At 72.9% G+C, this 21,959-nt stretch carries 20 protein-coding genes and 1 tRNA gene; 2 read left to right on the top strand and 19 right to left on the bottom strand.

Going from position 1 to position 21,959, the window contains the following annotated elements; genetic code table 11:
• Positions 1-109: 109 nt before the first annotated feature.
• The 19 genes from atpA to DFJ68_RS03805 form a co-directional block, all read right to left on the bottom strand.
• Positions 110-1,741: a F0F1 ATP synthase subunit alpha gene (gene atpA / locus DFJ68_RS03895; protein WP_121031178.1), complete on the bottom strand. Its 1,632-nt coding sequence runs from the start codon at positions 1,739-1,741 to the stop codon at positions 110-112.
• 75 nt (positions 1,742-1,816) lie between these two features.
• On the bottom strand, positions 1,817-2,632 hold the full coding sequence (locus DFJ68_RS03890) for a F0F1 ATP synthase subunit delta (protein ID WP_121031176.1): 816 nt from the start codon (positions 2,630-2,632) through the stop codon (positions 1,817-1,819).
• Complete coding sequence (locus DFJ68_RS03885; protein ID WP_121031174.1) at positions 2,632-3,228, bottom strand: F0F1 ATP synthase subunit B; 597 nt, start codon at positions 3,226-3,228, stop codon at positions 2,632-2,634. Before DFJ68_RS03885 ends, DFJ68_RS03890 begins: the two co-directional genes overlap by 1 nt.
• A gap of 58 nt (positions 3,229-3,286) precedes the next feature.
• The gene (atpE, locus tag DFJ68_RS03880; protein WP_121031173.1) at positions 3,287-3,496 is read right to left on the bottom strand and encodes an ATP synthase F0 subunit C; all 210 of its coding nucleotides are present in this window, start codon (positions 3,494-3,496) and stop codon (positions 3,287-3,289) included.
• A gap of 100 nt (positions 3,497-3,596) precedes the next feature.
• Positions 3,597-4,454, bottom strand: a complete 858-nt coding sequence (gene atpB, locus DFJ68_RS03875; protein ID WP_245963445.1) for a F0F1 ATP synthase subunit A — start codon at positions 4,452-4,454, stop codon at positions 3,597-3,599.
• Between the two features lie 181 nt (positions 4,455-4,635).
• Positions 4,636-5,142 carry a Cg1360 family ATP-synthase-associated protein gene (locus DFJ68_RS03870; protein WP_245963444.1) on the bottom strand — a complete coding sequence of 169 codons (507 nt, stop codon included), beginning with the start codon at positions 5,140-5,142 and terminating at the stop codon, positions 4,636-4,638.
• A 145-nt stretch (positions 5,143-5,287) separates the two neighbouring features.
• Complete coding sequence (locus DFJ68_RS03865) at positions 5,288-6,385, bottom strand: glycosyltransferase family 4 protein (protein ID WP_121031171.1); 1,098 nt, start codon at positions 6,383-6,385, stop codon at positions 5,288-5,290.
• 107 nt (positions 6,386-6,492) lie between these two features.
• On the bottom strand, positions 6,493-7,773 hold the full coding sequence (locus tag DFJ68_RS03860; protein WP_121031169.1) for a serine hydroxymethyltransferase: 1,281 nt from the start codon (positions 7,771-7,773) through the stop codon (positions 6,493-6,495).
• Between the two features lie 91 nt (positions 7,774-7,864).
• A complete protein-coding gene (locus DFJ68_RS03855) occupies positions 7,865-8,755 on the bottom strand; it encodes an L-threonylcarbamoyladenylate synthase (RefSeq protein WP_245963443.1) in 891 nt (296 codons plus the stop codon).
• 11 nt (positions 8,756-8,766) lie between these two features.
• A complete protein-coding gene (prmC, locus tag DFJ68_RS03850) occupies positions 8,767-9,693 on the bottom strand; it encodes a peptide chain release factor N(5)-glutamine methyltransferase (protein ID WP_121031167.1) in 927 nt (308 codons plus the stop codon).
• 28 nt (positions 9,694-9,721) lie between these two features.
• Complete coding sequence (gene prfA / locus DFJ68_RS03845) at positions 9,722-10,846, bottom strand: peptide chain release factor 1 (protein ID WP_121031165.1); 1,125 nt, start codon at positions 10,844-10,846, stop codon at positions 9,722-9,724.
• Positions 10,847-11,000: 154 nt separating this feature from the next.
• Positions 11,001-11,216, bottom strand: a complete 216-nt coding sequence (gene rpmE, locus DFJ68_RS03840) for a 50S ribosomal protein L31 (protein WP_121031163.1) — start codon at positions 11,214-11,216, stop codon at positions 11,001-11,003.
• A 267-nt stretch (positions 11,217-11,483) separates the two neighbouring features.
• On the bottom strand, positions 11,484-12,422 hold the full coding sequence (locus DFJ68_RS03835) for a hypothetical protein (protein WP_147431508.1): 939 nt from the start codon (positions 12,420-12,422) through the stop codon (positions 11,484-11,486).
• A 143-nt stretch (positions 12,423-12,565) separates the two neighbouring features.
• Positions 12,566-14,902: a transcription termination factor Rho gene (gene rho, locus DFJ68_RS03830; protein ID WP_121031159.1), complete on the bottom strand. Its 2,337-nt coding sequence runs from the start codon at positions 14,900-14,902 to the stop codon at positions 12,566-12,568.
• A gap of 329 nt (positions 14,903-15,231) precedes the next feature.
• Positions 15,232-16,188 (bottom strand): homoserine kinase, encoded by a 957-nt coding sequence (gene thrB / locus DFJ68_RS03825; protein WP_121031157.1) that lies wholly within the window; start codon positions 16,186-16,188, stop codon positions 15,232-15,234.
• Position 16,189: 1 nt separating this feature from the next.
• Complete coding sequence (thrC, locus tag DFJ68_RS03820) at positions 16,190-17,284, bottom strand: threonine synthase (protein ID WP_121031155.1); 1,095 nt, start codon at positions 17,282-17,284, stop codon at positions 16,190-16,192.
• Positions 17,284-18,600, bottom strand: coding sequence for a homoserine dehydrogenase (locus DFJ68_RS03815; RefSeq protein WP_121031153.1), 1,317 nt, complete (start codon positions 18,598-18,600; stop codon positions 17,284-17,286). The genes thrC and DFJ68_RS03815 overlap by 1 nt, the downstream gene beginning before the upstream one ends.
• Before the next feature lie 214 nt (positions 18,601-18,814).
• Positions 18,815-20,230, bottom strand: coding sequence for a diaminopimelate decarboxylase (lysA, locus tag DFJ68_RS03810; protein WP_121031151.1), 1,416 nt, complete (start codon positions 20,228-20,230; stop codon positions 18,815-18,817).
• A 2-nt stretch (positions 20,231-20,232) separates the two neighbouring features.
• Positions 20,233-21,051, bottom strand: coding sequence for a DALR anticodon-binding domain-containing protein (locus DFJ68_RS03805; protein ID WP_121031149.1), 819 nt, complete (start codon positions 21,049-21,051; stop codon positions 20,233-20,235).
• Between the two features lie 102 nt (positions 21,052-21,153).
• On the opposite strand from DFJ68_RS03805, the gene DFJ68_RS03800 reads away from it, so the two are divergent.
• Both DFJ68_RS03800 and DFJ68_RS03795 read left to right on the top strand, forming a co-directional pair.
• A tRNA-Arg gene (locus DFJ68_RS03800) sits at positions 21,154-21,225 on the top strand.
• Positions 21,226-21,323: 98 nt separating this feature from the next.
• Positions 21,324-21,953, top strand: a complete 630-nt coding sequence (locus DFJ68_RS03795) for an ASCH domain-containing protein (protein WP_121031147.1) — start codon at positions 21,324-21,326, stop codon at positions 21,951-21,953.
• Positions 21,954-21,959: the final 6 nt, after the last annotated feature.

The raw sequence follows: 21,959 nt of genomic DNA, 5'->3' as shown, positions 1-21,959 counted from the left end.
CGCCTCTCCTGGTCTCGTTCTGTCGGGCTACGTCAGGTGGTTCTCGTGCTGTCCGGATGCCGCGGAGCGGGCGTGGTGCCCGCCCCCCGGCATCCGGTGTCGTGCGTCGTTACTTGTTGCGGACGATCTTCGCCTGCGCGATGTCGTCGTCGCCGAGCTCCTCGACGTCCTCCGTGCCGGCCTGCATGCCGTCGCGACCGCTGCCGCGAAAGTAGGACTTGACGTCGTCGACGACCTTGCCGAGAGCGTTCTCGGTGTCGTCGTCGAGCTTCTTCGTCTCACGGATCGTCTGCAGGATCGAGCCGTCGCGACGCAGGGTCTCGAGCAGCTCGGACTCGAACGGGCGGACGTCCTCGACGGCGATGTCGTCGAGCTTGCCCGTCGTGCCGGCCCACACGGAGACGACCTGCTCCTCGACCGGGTAGGGGTTGCTCTGCGGCTGCTTGAGTAGCTCGACGAGGCGCGCACCACGGGCGAGCTGGGCCCGGGAGGCCGGGTCGAGGTCGGAGGCGAACATCGCGAACGCCTCCATGGCGCGGAACTGCGCGAGGTCGAGCTTGAGGCGACCGGCCACCGACTTCATGGCCTTGATCTGCGCCGAGCCCCCGACTCGCGACACCGAGACACCCACGTCGATGGCGGGGCGCACGTTGGCGTTGAAGAGGTCGGCCTGGAGGTAGATCTGGCCGTCGGTGATCGAGATGACGTTGGTCGGGATGTACGCCGAGACGTCACCCGCCTTGGTCTCGATGACGGGCAGGCCGGTCATCGAGCCGTGACCGAGGTCGTCGGACAGCTTCGCGCAGCGCTCGAGCAGGCGGCTGTGCAGGTAGAACACGTCGCCCGGGTAGGCCTCGCGGCCCGGCGGGCGGCGCAGCAGCAGCGACACGGCGCGGTAGGCCTCGGCCTGCTTGCTCAGGTCGTCGAAGACGATGAGGACGTGCTTGCCCTGGTACATCCAGTGCTGGCCGATGGCCGAGCCGGTGTAGGGGGCGAGGTACTTGAAGCCGGCCGAGTCGGACGCCGGGGCGGCGACGATCGTCGTGTACTCGAGGGCGCCGGCCTCCTCCAGGGTGCCGCGCACCGAGGCGATGGTCGAGCCCTTCTGGCCGATGGCGACGTAGATGCAGCGGACCTGCTGGTCCTCGTCGCCCGACTCCCAGTTGCGCTTCTGGTTGATGATCGTGTCGATCGCGACGGTCGTCTTGCCCGTCTGGCGGTCGCCGATGATGAGCTGGCGCTGGCCGCGACCGATCGGGGTCATCGCGTCGATCGACTTGATGCCGGTCTGCAGCGGCTCGTGCACCGACTTGCGCTCGACGACGGTCGGCGCCTGCAGCTCGAGGGCGCGGCGGGTCTCGCTCGCGATCTCGCCCATGCCGTCGATCGGGTTGCCGAGCGGGTCGACGACGCGACCGAGGAACGCGTCGCCCACCGGGACCGAGAGGACCTCGCCCGTGCGCTTGACGGTCTGGCCCTCCTCGATGCCGGCGAAGTCACCGAGGACGACGACACCGATGTCGTGGACGTCGAGGTTGAGCGCGAGGCCCAGCGTGCCGTCCTCGAACTGCAGCAGCTCGTTGGTCATGGCCGAGGGCAGGCCCTCGACGTGGGCGATGCCGTCACCGGCGTCGGTGACGCGGCCGACCTCTTCGCGGGAGGCCGCGCCGGGCTCGTAGGACTGGACGTAGGAGTCCAGGGCGTCGCGGATCTCCTCCGGACGGATCGAAAGCTCCGTCATGTCAGATCTTCTCCTCGGTTTCGACCCGGGCTGCGGGTCGGTGGTGGTTCACAGCGGTGGTGGTGGTGCCGGCGCTCACGAGACGCCCATGGCGCGGCGGGCGCCCTCGAGCTTGCGGATGACCGTGCCGTCGATGACCTCGTCGCCGATCTCAACGCGGATGCCGCCCATGACCCGGGGGTCGACGACGGTGTTGAGGTGGACCCGGCCGCCGTAGATCGACGACAGGCCGGCGACGAGCCGGCCCCGCTCGTCGTCACCGAGCGGCAGGGCCGAGATGACGGTCGCCGTCTGCTGGTCGCGTCGTGCGGCCGCGGCCGCGAGGAAGCCCTCGACGCTCGCGGCGAACCGGCGCCCGCGGGGCGCGCTGACGGCCTGGCGGGCCAGCAGCATCGTCTCGTCGGTGACCTTGCCGCCGAGCAGCCGGTCGACGAGCGAGAGCCGGCGCTCGGTGCTCGCCGACGTGTCGGCGAGGGCCGCGGCCAGACCGGGGTCGGCCGCGACGATGCGCTCGAAGCGGAACAGCTCGTCCTCGACCCGGTCGACACGGTCGCCCGTCTCGGCCCCGGCGACGACCGACTCGACGGCGAACGTCTCGAGGGTGTCGGTGAGGTCGCGCTCGGTGCTCCACCGCTGCGCGGCGACCGCCTTGACGACGGACACGGCGGCGTCGCCGATGCGACCGCCCAGCAGCCGCTGGACGAGGTCGGCCTTCTCGGACCCCTCACGCGAGGGGTCCGCGACGGCGCGTCGCAGGGTGACGTTGCCGTCGAGCAGCGCGACGACCGAGAACAGCTCGTTCGCGAGGGTGGCCGGGTCGGCCCCGCCCGCGAGGGCGGCGGTGAAGCCACCCCGGCTCTCGACGGAGGCGGCGCGTGACGGTCCCTGCATCAGGCCTCGCCGCCCTCGCGCGGGGCGGTGGTGCCGACCTTCTCGCGCCGGACGTCGCCCGACTCGAGCTCGGCGAGGAAGCGCTCGACGATGCCCTTCTGACGGGTCTCGTCGGCGAGCGACTCGCCGACGATCCGGCCGGCGAGGTCGGTCGAGATACGACCCACGTCGCTGCGCAGGGAGACGACCGCCTGCTGGCGCTCGGCCTCGATCTGCTTCTTGGCCGTCTCCGTGATGCGGTTCGCCTCGGCCGCGGCCTGCTCGCGCATCTCGGCGATGATCTGCGCCCCCTGGGCCTTGGCGTCCTCACGGATGCGCGAGGCCTCGGCGCGGGCGCCGCTCAGCTGCGACTGGTACTCGTCGAGAGCGGCCTGGGCCTGAGCCTGGGCCTCCTCGGCCTTGTTGATGCCGCCCTCGATGGCCGCCGTGCGCTCGGCGAAGGTCTTCTCGAGGTTCGGCACCACCTTGCTCTTGAAGAGCCAGTAGAGGATGGCGAAGGAGACGAGCCCGACGACGATCTCGGCGGGGTGCGGGAGAAGGGGAAGCGCCTCGGGCCAACCGGGGCCGTCCGCGGCGACCACGTACGTGTGGACCATGTCGCGTCCTTGTCTGTCGGGAGTCTGCTGCTGTCAGGGGGTGATCAGGTGCGGGTGATCAGGTGCGGAAGATGAAGGCGAAGACCAGACCGAGGATGGCGAGCGCCTCGGTGAGGGCGAAGCCGGTGAACGCGATGGTCTGCAGCATGCCGCGAGCCTCGGGCTGGCGGGCGACGCCGTTGATGTAGGCGGCGAAGATGAGGCCGACGCCGATACCGGGGCCGATGGCGGCCAGGCCGTAGCCGAGGAAGGCAATGTTGCCGGTCATGTGCGATGTTCCTTTCAGGTGGCACCCGGACGGGTCCGGATGTCTTTGCGGGGCATTGCGGGGTGGTGGCCGGTGACCGTGAGGTCGGTCCGGCCGTGGGTCAGTGCTCCTCGGAGACGGCGTCGGCGAGGTAGAGCGCGGTGAGGATCGTGAAGACGAAGGCCTGCAGGAACTCGACCAGCAGCTCGAAGAACGTCATGACGATCGAGAAGAGGAACGACAGGATGCCCGAGAACCCGAGGAAGAGGTTGCCCTCCTTGAGGAAGCTCTCGAAGAAGAGGTACTCGCCACCGAGGACGAAGACGAGCAGCAGCAGGTGGCCGGCGAACATGTTGCCGAAGAGTCGCAGTGCGAGCGTCACGGGCCGGATGAGGAAGTACGTGGCCAGCTCGAGGACGAACATGAGCGGCTTGACCCAGCCGGGCAGCCCGGGCGGCAGCATCGACTTGATGTAGGGGACGACGCCACCCTTCGTCTTCAGGCCGACGGCGTGGTAGACGACGTACACGACGAGGGTGAGCACGATCGGGAAGGCGATGCGGCTCATCGTCGGGAACTGCACGAACGGGACGATGCCCAGCAGGTTGTTGACGAGCACCATGCTGAAGATGGTGAACAGCAGCGGCAGGAACCGGCGGAAGTCCTTCTCGCCGATGACGTCGCGGCCGATGGTGTTGCGCACGAAGCCGTACACGCCCTCGACGAGGAACTGGGTCTTGCCCGGCACGACGGTGAGGCGGCGCGTCGCCGCGATGAAGAACCAGCCGATGGCGACGACCGAGAGGATGAGGACGAGCGACGGCCGGGTGAAGGCGTAGTTGCTGTCCCCACCGATGAGCGGCCAGAAGAAGTCGCCCGTGCTCGGCGCCTCGAACGAGGTCCCCTCGCCATCAGCGGTCACTGCCACGGCGGGTGTCACGGCGGGCAGGAAGTGCGCGGACAACACGTTGGGGCTCACAGCCTCTCCTCGAAAGCACGGTCAGACGACCTGTGGTGTGCGGCGCCTCCGACGGCGAGCAGGTTGCCGTCGGGGCTGGTGGATCGAGCGGATCCGGCGCAGGTCACGGGGAACGTTACCCGACTCGCAGTGGCCGGCGCGACGCGGCGACCGGCCCCCTCGCGAGGGGTCGCGGGGGCCGTCACCGGACGCCCCGGTCGTCGCCGGCGGCGGGCCGCGCGACGGTCTCGTCGGTGCCGCTCTCCCCCGGCATCGCGACCGCGTCGTAGACCGGCACCCGGGCCCTGCGCCAGGCGCGCATCTGGGCCGCCTGCCACACGACGACGCAGACGAGGATGGCGATGCCGGCGGCGACGCTGTCGAAGCTCTGCACCTGCCGGGCCACGAGCAGGACTCCGAACATGACGATGATCTGCGCGAGGTAGACGGCCATGCCGACCGCCATGAACAGCACCGGGTTGCTCGTGTCGACGACGACCCGGCTGACGATGAGCACGCCGGACGCGAAGAACACGACGGCGATGACCACCCCGATGAGGGCGGCCACCCCGGCCGACAGGCCCGAGACGAGCGCGATGACGACCGCCGTGACGAGCCCGGCGACGACGGTGACCGGCAGCGCGCCGCGGAGGATGACCGAGAACGCGATGGGCGCGGCCTGGGCCTCCGGGCTGGTTCTGTCGGGCACTGGACTCCGGTCTGCGATGTCAGGAGGGCGGTGTCGTCACCTCGGCGGACTGGGCGCCGGGGCAGTCGAGTTCGGGTGCGTCAGGGGCGCCGCGAGCGCCTGCGAACGCCTCTCACAGCGCGCTCTCCGGACTTTGTGAAAGGTATCACAAGCGCCTCGGCGGTCTCCACTTCGGCAGCCTGACGGTGAGCAGCACCCCCACCCCGGCGGCCACGAGGACCGCCACGAGCGGCCGGTAGCCGTCCCAGATGACGAAGGACACCGAGCCGAGGGCGACGATGGCGGCCCACATGTAGAGGATGAGCACCGCCCGTCGGTGGGTGTGCCCGATCGCGAGCATGCGGTGGTGCAGGTGCAGCGCGTCCGGCTGCCAGGGCTTCTGCCCCTTGGCGGTGCGCCGCACGACCGCGAGCACCATGTCGAGCAGGGGCAGCAGCAGCACCGCGAGCGGGAGCAGGATCGGCAGGAACGTCGCCGTCGCCTCGTTGGCCGACACGTCACCGGGGTTCACGTTGCCCGTGAGGGTGATGGTCGCGGCGCTGAGCAGCAGCCCGAGGGTGAGGGCCCCCGAGTCGCCCATGAACAGGCGGGCGGGGTGGAAGTTGTGGGGCAGGAACCCCGCGCAGCACCCGACGAGGGCCGCGCAGATGAGGGTCGAGACGGAGAAGACGTTGGCCGGCTCGAACGAGCGCGACACGATGTAGCTGTAGATGAAGAAGGCGAGGGCGGCGATGAGCACGACGCCGGCGGCCAGTCCGTCGAGGCCGTCGATGAAGTTGACGGCGTTGGTCCAGACCATGACGACGCCGACGGTGAAGAGCACGAGCACCGGGGTCGGCAGGTAGGTCGTGCCGAAGATCGGCAGCGACAGCAGCTGCACCCCCGTGTAGGCCATGAGCCCGGCGGCGAGCATCTGCCCGGCGAGCTTCGTCAGCCAGTCGAGCTCGCGGATGTCGTCGAACGCCCCCACGAGGCAGACGATCCCGCCCGCCGCGATGACGCCGAAGACCTGCCGGGTGTCGAAGAGCGAGCCGAGGTAGGGCAGCGACCGGGCCACGAGCGCCGCGGCGACGAAGCCGAGGTAGATGCCCACTCCCCCGAGCCGCGGGATGGGCGTCGTGTGCACGTCCCGCTCGCGCACGGCGGTGAACGCCCCCGTCGCGACCGCGAGGCTGCGCACGAGCGGCGTCACGAGGTAGGTGACGGCCGCCGCGACGATGAGGACGAGGACGTACTCGTGCACTCAGCCACAGCCTCGGGCGCGCGGATGCCGGGAGGCGGGCTCCCCGGCATCCGGCCCCTGCGTGGGGGTGGCGGGCGACATCGCGGGCGGGCTGACGCGGTGGGGCGTCAGCGGGGGTAGGCCGGGAAGCGCGTGACGAGGTCGGTGACCCCGGCGCGGACCTCCGTGCTGACCGCGTGGTCGGGGTCGGCGTCGCCCTCGGTGACGGCCTTGTGGATGAGTGAGGCGATGACCTTCATCTCCTCGGTGCCCATGCCCTGCGTCGTCACCGATGGGGTGCCGACGCGGATGCCGGAGGCGACGTTCGGCTTCTGCGGGTCGAACGGGATGGCGTTCTTGTTAAGCACGATGCCGGCGGCGTCGGCGCGCTCCTCGGCCTCCTTGCCCGTCACGCCGATGCCCTGGAGGTCGAGCAGCGCCAAGTGCGTGTCGGTGCCCCCGGTCGTCGGGCGGATACCGGTCTCGGCGAGGCTCGCGGCGAGCTGGCGGCTGTTGGCGATGACGTCCTGGGCGTACTGCTGGTACTCGGGGGTCATCGCCTCCTTGAAGTTGACGGCCTTCGCGGCGATCGTGTGCATCTGCGGGCCGCCCTGCATCATCGGGAAGATCGCCTTGTCGAGCGCGGCCTGGTGCTCGGCCTTGCAGACGAGGGCGCCCGAGCGGGGGCCGCGCAGCACCTTGTGCGTCGTGAAGGTGACGACGTCGGCGTAGGGCACCGGGCTCGGGATGGCCTTGCCGGCCACGAGGCCGATGAAGTGGGCGGCGTCGACCCAGAGGATCGCCCCGACCTCGTCGGCGATGGCCCGGAAGCGCTCGAAGTCGATGAGGCGCGGGATGGCCGACCCACCGGCGCAGATGACCTTCGGTCGGTGCGCCTTGGCGAGGGTCTCGACCTCGTCGTAGTCGATGTCCTCGGTCTCCTTGACGACGCCGTAGCCGACGGCGTCGAACCACTTGCCGGAGAAGCTCACCTTGGTGCCGTGCGTGAGGTGACCGCCCATCGGCAGGCTCATGGCGAGGATGGTGTCGCCCGGCTTCATGAACGCGCCGTAGACGGCCTGGTTCGCGCTCGCGCCGGAGTGGGCCTGCACGTTGGCGTGGTCGGCGCCGAAGAGCTCCTTGGCCCGCTCGATGGCGAGCGTCTCGGCCTTGTCGACCTCGCTGCAGCCGCCGTAGTAGCGGCGGCCCGGGTAGCCCTCGGCGTACTTGTTCGACAGCGTCGAGCCGAGCGCGGCGAGCACGGCCGGGCTGCTGATGTTCTCGCTCGCGATGAGCTGCAGCCCGCCGCGGATGCGGTCGAGCTCGCTGAGCAGCACGCCCGCGATGTCAGGGTCGAAGGCCTGCAGGGCGCCGAAGTCGGAGCCGTAGAAGGTGTCGTCGTGCGCCATGGGGTGACTCCTGGTTCGCGCTGCGGTGGGTGCGGTCGGTGCGGGTGCAGGCCGGCGGATGCCGGGTGGCCGGGCGGGTGCCGGCGCCAGCCTAGGGCGTCGGGGCCGGGTCGTCGGTGCGGCGCGTCGGCTCCGACACGTCGCTGACGTCGCGCCACTCCCCCATCGTCGCAGGCTCCGCGACGGGCTCCGGCGCGTCGGCGGGGACCGCGGCGCTGGGCGCGTCAGTCTCGTCCACGGCGTCGGCGTCGGTCTGCTCGTCGTCGGTCTGCTCGTCGTCGGTCTGCTCGTCGTCGGTCTGCGCGTCGGGCGTCTCGTCGTCGGTCTGCGCGTCGTGGTCGGGATCGGGGTCCGGCTCGAGCGCGGCGTCGATGACCTCCTGCGCGAGCGCGCCGAGCCGCAGCGTCACGGGCGCCTCGCCGGTGCAGTCGATGATCGTCGAGGCCTCGCCGTCCGAGGCGGGGCCGCCGTCGAGGTAGACCGACACGGCGTCGCCGAGCATCTCCACGGCATCCTCGACCGTGCGCGCGGCGGGGTCGCCGGTCGTGTTCGCGCTCGTCACCGCCATCGGGCCGATCTCGCCGAGCAGCTCGAGCGCGATCTCGTTGGCGGGCACGCGCAGGGCGACGGTGCCGTTGGTCTCGCCGAGGTCCCAGTGCAGCGACGTGTGCGACTTGAGCACGAGCGTCAGGGGCCCGGGCCAGAAGCGCTCCATGAGGCGCTGGGCGTAGTCGGGCACCTGGGTCGCGAGGCCCTGGGCCGTGCGCGCCGTGGGGATGAGGACGGGCGGCGGCATGTCGCGCCCCCGGCCCTTGGCGGCGAGCACGTCGGCGACGGCGTTGCCGTCGAAGGCGTCGCAGCCGATGCCGTAGACGGTGTCGGTCGGCAGCACGACGACCTCGCCCCGTCTCACGGCGGCCGCGGCGGAGTCGATGCCGAGCGTCCGGTTCGCAGGGTCGGTGCAGTCGTAGCGCTCGCTCACGATCGGCAAGCCTACGACGGTCCGCCGGGCAGACGGCGTGCGGTGCTGACCCGTGGTCGTCCGCTGAGGTCGAGGTGGTCGGTGACGCCGGTCCACGGGCCGGCCGCGGCGAGGCGGCGCGGCAGGCTCTCGCCCTGGCTGTCGGCGTGCTCCATGAGCAGCAGACCCCCGGGTCGCAGCAGCGCGGCGGCGGTGGCCGCGGTGCGCAGCGGGATGGCGAGGCCGTCCTCGCTCCCCCCGTACAGGGCGACGTCGGGGTCGTGGTCGCGCACCTCGGGGTCGAGCGGCACGGCCCCGACGGGGATGTACGGCGGGTTGACCGTGACGACGTCGACCGTGCCGGCCCAGTCGCCGAAGCAGGGCTGCGTCGCGTCGCCGAGGTCGAGCCGCACGTCGAGGCCGAGGCGGTCGCGGTTGCTCGTGGCCCACGCCCACGCGTCCGGCGAGACCTCGAGACCGCGCACCACGGCATCCGGTCGCTCGTGCTTGAGCGAGAGGGCGATCGCCCCGGACCCGCAGCACAGGTCGACGACGCGCACGGGCTCGCCCTTGCGACCCGCGGCGCGGTCGACCTCGGCCAGGGCCAGCTCGACGAGGGTCTCGGTCTCGGGCCGCGGCACGAAGACACCGGGGCCGACGGCGAGGGTGAGGTGGCGGAAGTGCGCGCGACCGGTGAGGTGCTGCAACGGGACCCGCGACGCGCGCTCGTCGACGAGGGTCGCGAGCGACGGCGGCGCGGCGCGCCCACCGAGCACCATGAGCCTGCGGACCTCGCGGGCGTCGACGCCGAGGGCGTGCGCCGCGAGCTCGACCGCATCCACCTCGGGCGAGGGGATGCCGGCCTCCCGCAGCCGGGCGGTCGCCGCGCGCACCGCGGTGCGCAGGTCCACGGCGTCGGGCCGCGGGTGGTGGGACGGGCGGGGGCTCAGGTCGTCCATCGGAGGGCGCTCGTGCGGCTCGACCGGCTCAGCCGGCCGCGTCGGCGAGCGCGGCCAGCTTGGCCTGCTCGTCGGCGTCGAGGGCCGACTGGACGACGGGGTCGAGGTCTCCGTCGAGCACCGCGTCGAGGTTGTAGGCCTTGTAGCCGGTGCGGTGGTCGCTGAGGCGGTTCTCGGGGAAGTTGTACGTACGGATGCGCTCGCTGCGGTCGACGGTGCGGACCTGGCTGCGGCGCGCGGCGCTCGCCTCGGCGTCGGCGGCGTCCTTGGCCATCTGGTGGAGGCGGGCACGCAGCACGCGCATCGCCGCCTCCTTGTTCTGCAGCTGCGACTTCTCGTTCTGGCAGCTGACGACGAGGCCGGTCGGCAGGTGGGTGATGCGGACGGCGGAGTCGGTCGTGTTGACGCTCTGCCCGCCCGGCCCGCTGCTGCGGTAGACGTCGATGCGCAGGTCGTTGGGGTCGATGGCGACCTCGACCTCCTCGGCCTCGGGCATGACGAGCACCCCGGCGGCAGAGGTGTGGATACGGCCCTGGCTCTCGGTGACGGGCACCCGCTGCACGCGGTGGACGCCGCCCTCGTACTTCAGGCGCGCCCACGGGCCCTCGTCGGGGCCGGGCGTGCCCTTGGCCCGGATCGAGACGCGGACGTCCTTGTAGCCGCCGAGGTCGCTCTCGGTGGCGTCCTCGAGCGCGGTGCGCCAGCCGCGCTGCTCGGCGTAGCGCAGGTACATGCGCAGCAGGTCGCCGGCGAAGAGGGCCGACTCGTCGCCGCCCTCGCCCGCCTTGACCTCGAGGATGACGTCGCGGTCGTCGTCGGGGTCGCGGGGCACGAGGAGGTGGCGCAGGTGCTCGGCCGCCTCGTCGCGGGCGACCTCGAGCCCGGGGACCTCGGCGGCGAAGCCCTCGTCGTCGGCGGCCAGCTCGCGGGCGGCCTCGAGGTCGTCGGTCGCGTGCTGCCACGCCCGGGCGGCGGCGACGGTCGGGCCGAGCTGGGCGTAGCGCTTGTTGAGGGTGCGGACGAGGTCCTGGTCGGTGTGCACCGCGGGGTCGGCGAGCCGCGTCTCGAGCTCGTCGGACTCGTCGAGGACGGCGCGCACCGAGTCGGCGGTCCCCGTCCGGGAGGCGTCGCTCGTGCTGCTCGTACCGCTCATGCGGTCCTCCTCGAGGGCGGGCGGGGACGGGTGGGGCGGGACGGGCCCGGCTGGGACCGGGCCGGGGGCGCCGCTCAGGCGGGCGGCATCCGACCCGGGGTAAAACGAACGCCGGCCCCGACGACCGAGGTCGTGGGGCCGGCGGACGGGAGTCCTACTTGGTGTCCTTCTTGGCGTAGCGCGCGTTGAAGCGGGCGACGCGGCCACCGGTGTCGAGGATCTTCTGCTTGCCGGTGTAGAACGGGTGGCACTGCGAGCAGACGTCGGCGGCGATCTTGCCGGAGGTCTCGGTGCTGTGCGTGGTGAACGTGTTGCCACAGGTGCAGGTGACCGTGGTCTCCACGTAGTTCGGGTGCAGGTCCTTCTTCAAAGCAGTCTCCTAGAGTCAGGTGGCCGGGTCGGAGTCGTCGCCGCGTCGTCGTGACGCCTGCTCGTCCGTGAACCGGTCCGGAGAGAGTGTGCCAGAGGTGGCGCACGATCATCAAAACGCCCGACCCTCCCCCGGCATTCCCGCCCGCCGGCCGCTTCGTTCGCCCTGTGTGATGCCAGACGGGGTGTGGCCGGCCTTGTGTGATGCCAGACGCGCCGAATGCAGCGCGGTCGGCATCACACAAGGGGTCGGACCGTCCGTCTGGCATCACACAGCGGTCCCGTCCCCGGCCTCGGCGGCCCGCAGCCGCCACGCCCTCAGCAGCTGGTCGAGGAACCGGTCGGGCGCCAGCCGCAGACCGAGGACGGGGATGCGCAGCACCCACTCCGACCCCATCGTCACCTCGTTCTGACGCAGCGCGTCGTCGACCGTGTTGAGGGCGAGCAGGTGGTGTCCGCCGTCGATCTCGACCACGAGCCCGATGTCCTCCCACGCCACGTCGAGGTAGACGCGGCCGGTCGGCAGCCGCACCAGGCGCTGCCGCGACGGCGGAGGGATGCCGCGGCGTCGGCACAGGCGGCCGACGTCGAGCTCACCGAGCGATTGGGCGCCGTCGCACACGTCCCGGACGACGGCGTGGAGCAGGGCCCGCCGTGGGCTGCGCCCCACCGCGGCCCATGCGGCGAAGAGGTCGTCGGGCCGGACGAGGCGCTGCTGCACGGGCAGGCAGAGCAGCAGCGCCGCCTGCCGGTCGGACGTCGCCCACTGCGCGGCACGGATGGTCGCCTGCACCGGGTGCGCCCGTGGGATGCCGCCACCGGCGACCGGACCGACGACGCGGCGACGGTGCAGCCGCACCCCGGCGACGTCGTGGTCCCGGTTGGCGGAGGGCATGGAGACGTCGATGACCGCGGTCTCGAAGCCCGTCATGCCCTGCGCCTGGAGTGCCGACACCCCGTCGAGCACCGCTCCGGCCCCCGACTCCCACACCGCCCGCCACCACAGGGCCTCCCTCGACGGGTCGCCGGTCGTGGTCGCCACGGTGTGGCGCCCCACGGCGAGCCACCGCCCCGCTGCGACCTCGGTCGCCACGTCGTGACGCGTCAGGCCGGCGGCCCGGAGGTCACGGCGGTGGGCGACGCCTCCCGACGCCGCTGCCACGACCGTGGCCCGCAGCGCCCTGTCGTGCCGACGCGGACTCCCCATGACGAGACGATCCCCCACCTCGGCCATCTCGTGCCGCCGCCCGTCCACAGGGGGTGACCCCGGGGACGCGGAGGCCGCCCGGCCCCGTGACGGGAACGGACGGCATCCGGTGTCGTGCAGGTGGTGCGGGCGTGGCGCTCGGCTCAGACCTCGTCGAGGCGGTTGCCGCTCGTCTGGGCCACCTTGGTGAGGAACTCGTAGTTCGTCTTCGTCCTGCGCAGCCGCTCGATGAGCAGCTCCATGCCCTGCTGGTTGTCGAGGGAGGCGAGGACCCGACGCAGCTTCCACATGATCTTCAGCTCCTCGTCGGCGAGCAGCAGCTCCTCACGGCGGGTGCCGGAGGCGTTGATGTCGACGGCCGGGAAGATGCGGCGGTTGGCGAGGTCACGCGAGAGGCGCAGCTCCATGTTGCCGGTGCCCTTGAACTCCTCGAAGATCACCTCGTCCATCTTCGAGCCGGTCTCGACGAGGGCGGTGGCGAGGATGGTCAGCGAGCCACCGTTCTCGATGTTGCGGGCCGCGCCGAAGAACTTCTTCGGCGGGTAGAGCGCCGCGGAGTCGACACCGCCCGAGAGGATGCGCCCGCTGGCCGGCGCCGACAGGTTGTAGGCGCGACCGAGCTTGGTGATCGAGTCGAGCAGCACGACGACGTCGTGGCCGAGCTCGACGAGGCGTTTGGCCCGCTCGATGGCCAGCTCGGCGACCGTCGTGTGGTCGTCGGCCGGGCGGTCGAAGGTCGAGGAGATGACCTCGCCCTTGACGGCCCGCTGCATGTCGGTGACCTCCTCGGGCCGCTCGTCGACGAGGACGACCATGAGGTGGCACTCGGGGTTGTTCGCCGTGACGGCGTTGGCGAGCGTCTGCATGATCATCGTCTTGCCGGCCTTGGCGGGCGCGACGATGAGGCCGCGCTGGCCCTTGCCGATGGGGGTGACGAGGTCGATGATCCGCGTCGTCAGCACCTGCGACTCGGTCTCGAGGCGCAGCCGGTCCTGCGGGTAGAGCGGCGTCAGCTTGCTGAACTCGACCCGGGTGACGGCCTCGTCGGGCGAGGTGCCGTTGACGGAGTCGAGCCGCACGAGCGCGTTGAACTTCTGGCGCCCGACGTTGCCCTGCGGCTGCTCGCCCTCGCGCAGCGCCTTGACGGCACCGGTGACGGCGTCGCCCTTGCGCAGCCCGTGCTTCTTGACCATGCCGAGCGGCACGTAGACGTCGTTCGGGCCGGGCAGGTAGCCGGACGTGCGCACGAAGGCGTAGTTGTCGAGCACGTCGAGGATGCCGGCCACGGGCACCAGCACGTCGTCGTCGCTGACCTGCAGCTCGTTGTCGGCCCAGTCCTGGGTGCCGGTGCGCTCCCGGCCGCGCTTGCGGTCGCGGCTGCGCTGGCGGTTGCGGCTGCGACGGCTGCCCCGCTCGTCGTCGTCGAAGCGGTTCTGGCCCTGCTGCCCCTGCTGGCCCTGCTGCGACGGCTGGCCCTGGCGCTGGTCGCGGTCGTCGTGCTGGCCGCCCCGGTCGTCCTCACGGTCGTCGCCGCGCTCGTTCTGCCGCTCGTTCTGCCGCTCGTTCTGGCGCTCGTACTGGGCGTCGGCCTGGCGCTCGTTCTCGCGGTCGTCCTGGCGGTCAGACTGGCGGTCGTCCTGACGTGCGTCGCCGTCGGGACGGGAGCCGCGGCCCTCGCCGCCGAGGCGCTCGGCGCGCAGCTCGGCGGCCAGCTCACGGGCGCGGTCGCTGCGGTCACGGTCGGTCTGTCCCGACCGGTCGGTGCGGTCGGCACGGTCGGCACGGTCGGCGGAGGGACGGTCGGCGGCCGGTCGCTCACCACGCTCGGCCCGCTCGGCCCGCTGTCGCTCGAAGCGGGCCGCGCGGCGCTGGAGGCGTTCCTCACGGGCCTGGGCGTCGGGCGAGGTGGACGTGCCCTGAGCGGTGTCGCCCTGCCCCTCGTCGCCACGGTCACCGCGGTCGTCGGCACGGCGCTCGCCGCGGTCGTCAGCAGGACGGTCGGCGCTGACGTCACCGCGACGCTCGGTGGCGCCGGTCACGCGCTCGCCGCTCCGGTCGGTGGCGGACGTCGAGCCCGACGGCGCGGCGGTGGTCTCCGGGGCGCTGGCCGAGCGCGTCACCCGGCGGGAGGCGCGGCCGCGAGGGGCCGCGGCGTCGGTGGCCCCGGCATCCCGGGTCTCACGGGCAGCGTCACCGGCCGCGTCACGGGCAGTCTCGCGGGCGGCGTCACGGGTGGTCGGTCCGGCGGCGGGTGCGTCGGCGGCCTGCTGCTCGCCGCGCACCGGGCCGGCCGGGGCCGACACGGTCGTGGCAGCGGGCTGCGCCGAGGCGGCAGTGGCAGTGGCGGCAGCGGCAGCCGCGGCCGAGCTACCGCCCGACTGGCGCGCCTTGATGGCCTCGACGAGGTCGCCCTTGCGCATCCGCCCGGTGCCGGTGATGCCCATCGACGAGGCCACGCCCTTGAGCTCGTCGAGCTTCATGGCGGACAGCCCGGACAGCGGGCGGGTGGTGGTTTCTGACACGAAGGATCCTTCCCCCTCGTTCGCGACCCCGGCGGATCCCTCGGGGCCGAACTGGGGCCAGCCGACGGCTGACCGATGTGGGTCCCCGAGCGGCGCACTGCGCCTCGGGCCGACGAGCGGCCCTGCCGTGGGGTGGTGCACCGGCCTGCGACGTCGCGGCCTGCTGGTGCACGCCGACCCTATCACCGGGCGGATGCCGGCCCGCACCCGTCGCGCGCCCGTCCCGACCGCGCCCCGAGCGCCGTTGGGCCCCCGCCTGCCCTCCGCCCGGGGGCCGGTGGGGCGGGTCAGTCGGCGACGCGGGCCGAGGCACCCGTGAGGGCGATCCCGGGCGTGATCCGATGCCACCCGGGCGCGTCGGTGACGACCCCGTCGGTGCGGTCGGTCGTCGTCAGCACGAGCACCGTCGGGCCCGCGCCCGACACGAAGGCGGCGTGGCCCGCCGCCCGCAGCTCGTCGACGAGGGCCATGGTGACGGGGTAGGAGTCGCGCCGGGCGTCCTGGTGCAGCCAGTCGCGCGTCGCGGCGTGCAGGTGGGCGGGGTCGGTGGTGAGCGCGTGGACGAGCAGCGCGCAGCGACCCGCCCCGGCCGCGGCGTCCGCGAGGGGCACCTGGGCGGGCAGCACGGCTCGGGCCGTCCGGGTCGCGAGCTGCGTGTCGGGCACGAAGGCGACGACGTCGACGTCGGGGTGCAGGGCGGGCCGGGCCGTCACGGTGCGGTCACCGCGGTCGCGGCCCGAGGCGTCGGGCATCCAGCTGACCGTGAGCCCGCCGTGCACGCTGGCCGACGCGTTGTCGGGATGCCCCTCGAGGCGGCTGGAGATGTCGCCGGCGACGGCGTGGTCGAAGGGCACCGGCGCACCTGCGTCGGGCCACCCGGCATCCGTCGAAAGAGCTTGTGCGGCAACGACACCCGCGACGATGGCCGTCGCCGACGACCCGAGACCCCGGCCGTGCGGCACCCCGTTCGAGGCGCTCAGGCGCAACCCGGCGGGCGGGTCGACGCCGAGGCGCGACCACGTCTCGTGCATCGTGGCGACGACGAGGTGACGGCCGTCGAGGGGCACGTCGTCGGCCCCTTCACCCTGCACCTCGACGACGAGACCGGGCTCGTCGAGCGCGGTGACGACGTACTCGTCCCACAACCCCAGGGCGAGGCCGACGGAGTCGAAGCCCGGTCCGAGGTTGGCGCTGCTCGCAGGCACCCGCACGACGACCGCGCGACCGCCGGGGACCGGCGCCACGTCAGCCCTCGAGGCCGAGGGCGCGGGCGGCCGACACGGCGTCGACCGAGACCCGCGTGGGGACCACCTCGCCACCGTCGGCGGTGCGCAGGGCCCACTGGGGGTCCTTGAGACCGTGACCGGTGACGGTGCAGACGATGCGGGCCCCGGCGGGCACGAGGCCGGCCTCGGCGCTGGCGATCAGGCCGGCCACCGACGCGGCCGAGCCGGGCTCGACGAAGACGCCCTCGCGGGCGGACAGGAAACGGTGCGCCGCCAGGATCTGCTCGTCGGTGACGGCGTCGATGCGACCCCCGGACTCGTCACGGGCCGCGATCGCCTGCGACCACGAGGCGGGGTTGCCGATGCGGATCGCGGTGGCGATCGTCTCGGGGTCGTCGATCGGGTGTCCCTTGACGAGCGGGGCGGCGCCCGCGGCCTGGAAGCCCCACATGACCGGCAGGTGCGTCGCCGGGCCCGGCCGGTCGCTCACCTGCGGATCGTTGCAGTACTCGCGGTAGCCGCGCCAGTAGGCGGTGATGTTGCCGGCGTTGCCGACGGGCAGGCAGTGGATGTCGGGGGCGTCGCCGAGCGCGTCGACGACCTCGAAGCTCGCCGTCTTCTGGCCCTCGATGCGGGCCGGGTTGACGCTGTTGACGAGCTCGATCGGGTACGACTCGGCGAGCTTGCGGGCCACGTCGAGACAGGCGTCGAAGTTGCCCTCGACCTGCAGCAGGGTCGCGCCGTGGGCAATCGCCTGGCTGAGCTTGCCCATCGCGATCTTGCCCTCGGGCACGAGCACACCGCACGTCATGCCGGCCTTGACCGCGTAGGCGGCGGCCGACGCGCTCGTGTTGCCGGTGCTCGCGCAGATGACGGCCTTGGCGCCGTGCTTGGCGGCCATGCTGATCGCGGTCGTCATGCCGCGGTCCTTGAACGAGCCGGTCGGGTTGAGCCCCTCGTACTTGAGGTGCACCTCGGCCCCGACGAGCTCGGACAGACGCTCGGCGGGGATGAGCGGCGTGCCGCCCTCGCGCAGCGTCACGACCGGCGCGCCCGCGAGCATCGGCAGACGGTCGGCGTACTCGGGGATGACCCCTCGCCACTGGTGCACCATCACGAACCTTCCACGCGCATCAGGGAGTTCACACCGCGCACGACGTCGAGCGTGCGCAGCCGCTCGACGGTGCTCGACAACGCGGCGTCGGTCGCCGTGTGGGTGACGATGATGAGGTTGGCCCGCGCGCTCTGCGAGGCGGTGCCCGGCACGAGCTGCTGGCGGACCGTCTCGATCGAGACGTCGTGCTCGGCGAAGGCGGCGGCGACCTGCGCCAGCACGCCCGAGCGGTCCTCGACGTCGAGGCTGATGTGGTACCTCGTCACGGCCTGCCCCATCTCGAGCACGGGCAGGTCGGCGTAGGTCGACTCCCCCGGGCCCAGCCCCCCGCCGACACGGTGACGGGCCACCGCGACGATGTCGCCGAGCACGGCGGATGCCGTGGGGTCCCCGCCCGCGCCGCGCCCGTAGAACATGAGCTGCCCCGCGGCATCCGCCTCGACGAAGACGGCGTTGAACGCCTCGCGCACCCCGGCGAGCGGGTGCGAGCGCGGGATCATCGCCGGGTGCACACGCACCGAGACCCCGGCGTCGGTGCGCTCGCAGATCGCGAGCAGCTTGACGACACAGTCCATCTCGCGCGCGGCGGCGATGTCGGCGGCGGTCACCTCGGTGATGCCCTCGCGGTGGACGTCCACGCCGGACACCCGGGTGTGGAACGCCAGCGAGGCCAGGATGGCGGCCTTGGCGGCGGCGTCGAAGCCCTCGACGTCGGCGGTGGGGTCGGCCTCGGCGTACCCGAGGGCCTGGGCCTGCTCGACGGCGTCCGCGAAGCCGGCGCCGGTCGTGTCCATCTTGTCGAGGACGTAGTTCGTCGTGCCGTTGACGATGCCGAGCACCGTGCGCACCTCGTCGCCGGCGAGCGACTCGCGCAGCGGCCGCAGCAGCGGGATGGCCCCGGCGACGGCGGCCTCGTAGTAGAGGTCGACTCCGTGCTCGGCGGCGGCGTCGTACAGGGTGGGGCCGTCCTCGGCGAGCAGTGCCTTGTTGGCGGTGACGACCGAGGCGCCGTGCTCCATCGCCCGCAGGATGAGCGAGCGCGCCGGCTCGATGCCTCCGATGACCTCGACGACGACGTCGGCCCGGGTGACGAGCTCGTCGGCGTCGGTCGTGAAGAGCGACGGGTCGAGACCGAGGTCGCTGCGGTCGCGGCCGGCCCGGCGCACGGCGATCCCGACGATCTCGAGCGACCCCCCGACGCGGGCGCGCATGTCGTCCGCGTGCTCGGTGAGCAGCCGCGCCACGGCCCCGCCGACGACGCCGGCGCCGAGCAGCGCGACGCGCACGGGACGGGTGGGGCTGGGCTCAGGTGTCACGGGCGAATCCTGCCGCCTGTCCGCAGGGTGGACAGTCGTTGTTTCGCGATCCGGACACGAGCGCAGGCCATTCTCCTGCCGCCGGCGGCGCCCGACGCACGATCACCGGACCCGCGACGGACCATCGTGCGGCCCGTGGAGGGCCGGCGTCGCGAGGGCGACGGCATCCTCCGCGGGCCTCGCCCGGCGCTCGATCTGGTCTCGGTGAGGGGGCTCAGACGTCGAGGGCGAGAAGGTCGTCGATGGTCTCGCGGCGCACGATGGTGCGCACCTGCCCGTCGCGCACCGCGACGACCGGCGGGCGCGGGGTGTGGTTGTACTGGCTCGAGAGCGCGCGGCAGTAGGCACCGGTGCCGGGCACGGCGATGAGGTCGCCGGGATGCACGTCGGCCGGGAGGAACTCGTCCTTGACGACGATGTCGCCGCTCTCGCAGTGCTTGCCGACGACGCGGGCCAGCACGGGCGGCGCCTCGGAGGTCCGGCCGGCGAGGGTGCACGAGAAGTCGGCGTCGTAGAGGGCCGGGCGCACGTTGTCGCTCATCCCGCCGTCGACCGACACGTAGACGCGCGACGCCCCGCCGTCGAGCGCGACGGGCTTGACGGTGCCGACCTCGTAGAGGGTGAAGGTGCTCGGGCCGGCGATGGCCCGACCGGGCTCGACGGAGATGCGCGGCACGGGCACGCCCTCGGCCCGGCACTCGCGCTCGACGATGGTGGCCATCCCCGTCGCCAGCTCGGCCGGCGGCAGGGGTCGGTGCTCGGTCGTGTAGGCGATGCCGAAGCCGCCACCGAGGTCGAGCTCGGGCAGGTCGAGCCCCAGCTCGCGCACGACCCGGGCGTGCAGACCGAGCACGCGGCGGGCCGAGACCTCGAACCCCGAGGTGTCGAAGATCTGCGAGCCGATGTGGCTGTGCAGCCCGAGCAGCCGCAGGGTGTCGCCGTGCCCGGCGATACGGCGGGCGGCCTCGAAGGCGCTGCCGCTCGAGAGCGAGAAGCCGAACTTCTGGTCCTCGTGGGCGGTGGCGATGAACTCGTGGGTGTGGGCCTCGACCCCGACGGTGACGCGCACGAGCACCGGGGCGACGACGCCGAGCCGGCCGGCCACCTGCGCGACCCGCTCGATCTCGTCGAAGGAGTCGACGACGACGCGCCCCACCCCGTGCCGCAGGGCGGCCTCGATCTCGGCGACGCTCTTGTTGTTGCCGTGCACCCCGACGAGCTCGCCCGGCAGGCCCGCGCGCACCGCGACGGCGAGCTCGCCACCGCTGCAGACGTCGAGGTGCAGCCCTTCCTGGTGCACCCAGCGGGCCACCTCGGTGCACAGGAACGCCTTGCCGGCGTAGTAGACGTCGGCGCCCGCGAGCGGCGCGAACGCCGCCTCGTAGGCGTCCCTGAACTCCCTTGCGCGCGAACGGAAGTCGTCCTCGTCGAGGACGTAGGCCGGAGTGCCGACCTCGCGCGCCAGCGCGTCGGCACCGAGACCGGCAACCGTGAGGATGCCATCGCCCGCCCGCCGTACGTTGTGTGACCACAGCGACGGCACGAGCGCGTTGACGTCGACCGGGGAGTGCAGCCACGCCGGCCCCCGGTAGCCGTCGGCGTGCAGGGCACCGGCCTCGTGAGCGTGCATCCCTACATCCTCTCCGGGGCGTCGGCGCCCAGCCGGTGGAGTCCATTGCGCAAGACGAGGGAGGCGGCCCGCGCGAGGCCCAGTCGTACCCCGTGCACACGCTCGTCGGGGTCGTCGACGGTGCGCGGTCGCAGCGGGAGGTCCCAGGCGTCGGCGAGGCCCGCGAGGTCGAGCAGCGCTCGCTCCTGCCGCGCCCGGTCGCCCTCGTGGGCGGCGAGGCGCTGCGGCAGGTCGGCGAGGGCGACGAGGAGCAGGCGTTCGGCGACGTCGGCGAGCCGGTCGCGGGCGCCCTGGTCACGCTGGTGCACCCCGACCGCCTCGGCGTTGCGCACGAGCCGGCGCAACCGCGAGTGGGCCCGTCGCGCCGGGGCCAGCCGGTCCGAGACGGAGGGGTCCGGAGTCGAGGTGGGGGGCGACCCCGGGGGCGAGGCCGCAGGCGGCACCGCGCCGGACGGCACCCCCCGGGCGTACCCCGTGGGGTCGGCGAGCACCGCGGCGACGACCTGGCCCCGCGCCTCGTCGGTGACGGTCAGCGTGACGAGGCCCGACGGTGCGACCTCGACGGCCGCCACCTCCGGCCGGGCCACGAGGCCGGCGGCGAGCACCCGGGCGAGCACTCGCGGCGTCAGCGACAGGGCCCGCGACCACCGCTGGGCCACCGGCGTCACCCAGTCGGCCACCTCACCCTCGCCGCGCGGCCGGACGGGCCGGAAGAGCGGTCCCGCCGGCGCTCCGTCGGCGGCCTCGGCGGGCAGACGGTCCTGCGCCACGGCCTCGGCGGCGACGTCGTCGAGCAAGGCGCGCAGGCGCTCCGGCGTCATGTCACGAGTCTAGGCAGCGGCGTGCGACCGGCCCGAGGGGGCGCATTGAGGGAACGGCTCCGGCGGCTGCTAGTCTCCACGAGCGCTCGCAAGAGCGCAGCCGCCCCCGTAGCTCAGGGGATAGAGCACCGCCCTCCGGAGGCGGTGGCGCAGGTTCGAATCCTGCCGGGGGCACCGATCGACCTCGCCTCGTGCGGCGGTCGCGTGCCCGGCACGTCCCTCGAGGGCCCCGGCCAGGACGCCCCGTCAGGGGCGTGCGGCACGATGGTCGGGTGCTCATCTCCAAGCCCGTGGCGGAGGGCATCCGTGCGGGCACCGTCACCCAGGCGTTCCGCCGGTGGGACGCGCCCCGGGTCACCGTCGGCGGCACCCAGCTCACCTCGGCCGGGCTCGTGCGCTTCGACGCCGTCAGCCGCGTGCGCGACCCCGACCGGCTCACCGAGCGCGACGCCCGCCGGGCGGGCCTGAAGGACCTCGCCGCCCTGCGCCGTCAGATGTCCCCCGACGGCCACCGTCCCTCGGCCCGCGGTGGGCGCGGCGGCGACACCGTCTACCGCATCCGGCTCAGCTGGGCGGGGGAGGACCCTCGGGTCGTTCTGCGCGACACCCTTCCCGACGACGACGGGCTGGCCGACCTCACCCGACGGCTGGCCCGCCTCGACGCCCGCCCGAGCGGCCCGTGGACCCGCGAGATCCTCGAGTGGATCCGCGACAACCCCCGGGTCGTGGCCCGGACTCTGGCCCAGCAACGGGACTCCCCGCTACTGCCGATGAAGGTCGACATCCGCAAGCTCAAGGCCCTCGGCCTGACCATCAGCCACGACGTCGGCTACGAGCTGTCGCCCCGCGGGCAGGCCTACCTCGACCACGCCGCCGGGTCCGACGGGTCCGACGGGTCCTGAGCGCGG

The sequence above is a fragment of the Terracoccus luteus genome (genome assembly GCF_003635045.1).
Taxonomy (GTDB): domain Bacteria; phylum Actinomycetota; class Actinomycetes; order Actinomycetales; family Dermatophilaceae; genus Terracoccus; species Terracoccus luteus.
This window is presented reverse-complemented; position numbering and strand designations above follow the sequence as displayed.

Bases quoted from the DNA above. Each gene is read 5' to 3' on its own strand.
- lysA (WP_121031151.1), bottom strand. From the start codon at position 20,230: ATGCACGCTCACGAGGCCGGTGCCCTGCACGCCGACGGCTACCGGGGG.
- prfA (WP_121031165.1), bottom strand. From the start codon at position 10,846: ATGAGCGGTACGAGCAGCACGAGCGACGCCTCCCGGACGGGGACCGCC.
- atpA (WP_121031178.1), bottom strand. From the start codon at position 1,741: ATGACGGAGCTTTCGATCCGTCCGGAGGAGATCCGCGACGCCCTGGAC.
- DFJ68_RS03890 (WP_121031176.1), bottom strand. From the start codon at position 2,632: ATGCAGGGACCGTCACGCGCCGCCTCCGTCGAGAGCCGGGGTGGCTTC.
- DFJ68_RS03860 (WP_121031169.1), bottom strand. From the start codon at position 7,773: ATGGCGCACGACGACACCTTCTACGGCTCCGACTTCGGCGCCCTGCAG.
- rho (WP_121031159.1), bottom strand. From the start codon at position 14,902: ATGAAGCTCGACGAGCTCAAGGGCGTGGCCTCGTCGATGGGCATCACC.
- prmC (WP_121031167.1), bottom strand. From the start codon at position 9,693: ATGGACGACCTGAGCCCCCGCCCGTCCCACCACCCGCGGCCCGACGCC.
- DFJ68_RS03835 (WP_147431508.1), bottom strand. From the start codon at position 12,422: ATGGGGAGTCCGCGTCGGCACGACAGGGCGCTGCGGGCCACGGTCGTG.
- atpE (WP_121031173.1), bottom strand. From the start codon at position 3,496: ATGACCGGCAACATTGCCTTCCTCGGCTACGGCCTGGCCGCCATCGGC.
- DFJ68_RS03805 (WP_121031149.1), bottom strand. From the start codon at position 21,051: ATGACGCCGGAGCGCCTGCGCGCCTTGCTCGACGACGTCGCCGCCGAG.
- thrC (WP_121031155.1), bottom strand. From the start codon at position 17,284: ATGGTGCACCAGTGGCGAGGGGTCATCCCCGAGTACGCCGACCGTCTG.
- DFJ68_RS03885 (WP_121031174.1), bottom strand. From the start codon at position 3,228: ATGGTCCACACGTACGTGGTCGCCGCGGACGGCCCCGGTTGGCCCGAG.